General features: G+C 54.5%; 4 protein-coding genes and 1 pseudogene. 1 reads left to right on the plus strand and 4 read right to left on the minus strand.

All coding sequences use genetic code 11. From position 1 onward, the window contains the following. The 3 genes and pseudogenes from NW819_RS13240 to NW819_RS13250 form a co-directional block, all read right to left on the minus strand. Positions 1-268, minus strand: a pseudogene (locus tag NW819_RS13240) ((2Fe-2S) ferredoxin domain-containing protein); the annotation flags it as partial. Further along, complete coding sequence (locus NW819_RS13245; protein ID WP_414414030.1) at positions 252-530, minus strand: Asr1405/Asl0597 family protein; 279 nt, start codon at positions 528-530, stop codon at positions 252-254. The pseudogene NW819_RS13240 and the gene NW819_RS13245, both read right to left, overlap by 17 nt. 123 nt (positions 531-653) lie before the next feature. After that, positions 654-1205, minus strand: coding sequence for a Dps family protein (locus NW819_RS13250; protein ID WP_414328986.1), 552 nt, complete (start codon positions 1203-1205; stop codon positions 654-656). Positions 1206-1672: 467 nt separating this feature from the next. On the opposite strand from NW819_RS13250, the gene NW819_RS13255 reads away from it, so the two are divergent. After that, complete coding sequence (locus tag NW819_RS13255) at positions 1673-2755, plus strand: YcjF family protein (RefSeq protein WP_414373373.1); 1083 nt, start codon at positions 1673-1675, stop codon at positions 2753-2755. On the opposite strand, the gene NW819_RS13260 is transcribed toward NW819_RS13255, so the two are convergent. Next, positions 2747-3544 (minus strand): glycosyltransferase family 2 protein (locus NW819_RS13260; protein WP_414414031.1); only part of this gene is annotated, 798 nt, incomplete at its 5' end. The genes NW819_RS13255 and NW819_RS13260 overlap by 9 nt on opposite strands.

Below are 3544 nucleotides of genomic sequence, written 5' to 3' on the forward strand. Positions count from 1 at the left end.
TCTCTCCGAGGGGAACCACCCGGTAAAGCACCCACTTCTCTCGCCCTTTGTGCGGATCCACCTCCCGCTCCCCACAGATCTGCACGGTGTCTCCAGGTTTGAGGGTGCGGTAGAGGGCAGAACGCAGGGGCTTGGGGATCTTGCCGGAAAAAATGTCAGCCCCAGCCTGCCAACGCAGGTACTTGAGCTTGCCATCCTTATCGGGAAGAAATCCCAAAAACTGGCCCTCCGACTCAAACGGGATTCTTTGCTTAGGGAACTTGCTCATCTTGACCCCCAGCCTCTGTGTTGAGCTGCCAACAAACCTCTAGGCCATCCAATAACTCCTGTCGCCGCGCTGTGTGCTGACGGATCACACTGCGCACCTGTAGAACAGCCAATGGAGTACTCACCTCCACCCGCAGACGACCATCTCCTGTACAAATCGCCGGGATCCCCAATTCCATCAGCCGCCGACCAACGCGCCAGCGCTCGCCCAGAGGAATATCCAAAAGATAACCGCGCTCAGAGTCCAGAAAGGCGGGGTTCATGGCCGGGATCAGCACCTCAGAGTAAAGAATAGTGAAGAGATGAAACAAATTCTCAATAGCCTTTCAAAAAAAAGCCAGAGGCCGGAAGCTAGGCAGGCTCAAGCCCACCTGTAGACCCTCTGGCTAGACTCTGCCGTTCATCAAGCCAAAGACCAGGCTATCGTTGGCCAGGAAGTGATGGAGATGGAAAGCGCGATCCTCTGTTTTCAACAGGATTTGCTCGTAGAGGTAGCGGGTGGCCCGATCCCCAAGGCTCTCCGCCTGGGCTGCCTGCCGCCGCAGCAGATCGATGATGGCCTGCTCTGCCGCCAGGTCGTTCATCAACATTTGCCGCGCCCCAAAAGCTCCATCCGGCTCAGGGGTAAAGCAGCAAAGCTGGGCCAAGCCGCTGAAGGTGGCTACCGGCACACCTCCCAGACCTTCCAGGCGCTCTCCCAAGTCGTGGACATGCTCCCTCACCTGCTCGTAATGATCTTTGAAAAGCTGGTGCAGCGGATAAAACTCGGTGCCCTCCACCACGAAGTGATGCTTTTGGTACTGCAAATACAGCCCCTGGAAGCTGGCCAGCAGGGCGTTCATCCCCTCGCAAACCGGCTGGGTTATCTCAGTGCCAAGCAAGACAGGATTGTCGCGCACGCTGTTGAAAGACTGGCGCAGGGTTGAAGTTTCGGACATAAAACTCTCCAGCACAAGTTAAAAGGAGCTGTGAATCCTAGGGCGCCCGCCACAACGGGCCTGGGATCCCTGGGTGTTTGCCTCCAAATCTAGCATAGTGCAGAAAATGGCTCTTGTGAATAACTCTCAATAAACCCGTTGTTGCGGATCCCTTTGGAGTGGGATCAGGGCGCAGACAGATTGGCTCTTGGCTAGGTCAGTCTCCGGTATCGGAAGAAACTTGGCAGTAGGATCCGCCCTGAACTACCTTTGTGGGGCTATCGGCCTTAGGGGAAGAAGCAAGAAGCATGTCTCAGAAAAGCCCATCCTTCTTAGAGAAACTGACTGACCTAACCCGCCAAATTGTTGACCGTGCCCGAGGCATCCCAGAAGCTTCTGAATCTCTCGAGAAGCCAGAAGCCTTTAAGTCTTTCTGGAATTCGGTGTCTCAGATACTACAGAAGGACCTCCTAGAGGCGCAGACAGAGTTGGGCCACTGCAACATCCTGGTCATTGGCAAAAGCGGGGTGGGCAAGAGCACCTTGGTCAATGCAGTGTTTAGAGATGAGCTGGCCCGTACCGGTGTTGGCAGCCCCGTCACCCGCCACATTCGTCAGTATTCCAAGCCAGGTTGCCCAATCACCATCTACGATACACCTGGCATGGAACTAGACGGTGAACAGAATCAGCAAGTTCGCCTGGAGGTTTCCCAGCTTATCGAGGAGCTGCGCTTTAAGGATCCTGAACATCACATCCATGTTGTTTGGTACTGCCTCCACCACGAACTGAAGCGGTTGGAGGAAGTTGAACGCAAATGGCTAAAGGAGTTGGAACTCAAAGACGTTCCCGTCATCTTGGTCTTAACCCAATGCTTGGAATATCCCAATCCTGAAGAGAGCGAGTTTTTCCGGTATTTGCAGCATCAAAATTTGCCTGTCCGCTACATTGTTCCCGTTTTGGCCCGCAACAAGGCGATTAACCGGCAAATTACCATTCCTGCCCACGGGCTGGAGCACCTAATTGGCTGCACGCTAGAGCTTTTGCCGGAAGTGGCTCGCCTTGCCTTTATCCGCCAGCAATTGCTGCGGGTGGATCTCAAAGCCGAGGCTGCCTTTAAGTACGTATCAGGCTATGTGGCCAGTGCAGCGTTTATCGGGGCAGTGCCCCTTCCCTTTGCAGATGCCCCTCTGTTGGTTACAGCCCAAGCAGGCATGATTGCCAATATCAGCTTTATTTTTGGCTTCGAGGCTTCCCCTTCTTTTTACTACTCTTTGATAGCCGCTTTGGCAGGCACTACAATTACAACAGCAATCGGGCGAACGATTGTGTCCAACTTGCTGAAGATGATTCCCGGCCCGGGGATTGTAGGCAGCGCTATCCAATCCACTACGGCAGCCACCCTCACTCTCTCTCTGGGCCTGGCCTATATCGAGCTGATGAAGGCCATCGCCCGCGCCAAAATCCAAGGGATCCAGCTATCTCCAGAAGAGATGAAAGATATCTTTATACGCGAGTACCAAAGTTATGTTGCCTCGGGATCCAAAACTCTGAAAGATGACTTTTCATCCTAGCTTTTGCGTAGGTACTGAATCTAGGGCAGGGGAAGGTCGTGGGGTCTCAAACCCAAAGGTGCCATCGACCAGGTAGAGGGGGCGGCCTTTCACTTCTTCAAAAACGCGGCCTAAATACTCGCCAATCACGCCCAAGCTGATCAGCTGGATCCCGCCCAAAAACAAGATCATCACCGCTAAAGAGGCATAGCCAGGTACATCGGAGCCAAAGAGCAAGGTGCGGATGATGAGAAAAAGGCCATACAAAAAGGCTGGAACCGAGATCGCCAACCCTATGTAGCTCCACACCCGCAACGGCCAAGAGCTAAAAGAGGTGATGCCTTCTATGGCTAGGTTCCACAGCCGCCAGTAGTTCCACTGGGTTTTGCCGCGAAAGCGGGGGGCGCGATCGTAAAAAATGGCCGTTTGCCGGTAGCCCACCCAGGCAAAGATCCCTTTCATAAAGCGGGTGCGCTCTCGCAGCTGTTTAACTGCCTCCACCACCTGCCGATCCAGCAGTCGAAAATCCCCCGTATTGCGCGGGATCCGCACCTGGCTGAGTTGATCAATCAACCAATAGAAGCCGTTGGCTGTAAAGCGTTTTAGCCAGCTCTCCCCGCGGCGGCTGCGGCGCACCGCATAAACCACCTGATAGCCCTGCCGCCACTGCTGCAGCATCTCCGGGATCAGCTCCGGCGGATCTTGCAAGTCGGCATCGATGGGAACAACAGCTCGACCAGAGGCGTGATCGAGGCCGGCAGTAAGGGCGATCTCCTTGCCAAAACACCGGGAAAGGTTCACCACTTTGAT

Source organism: Synechococcus sp. R8-2 (assembly GCF_047461715.1).
Classification (GTDB): Bacteria; Cyanobacteriota; Cyanobacteriia; order Thermostichales; family Thermostichaceae; genus Thermostichus.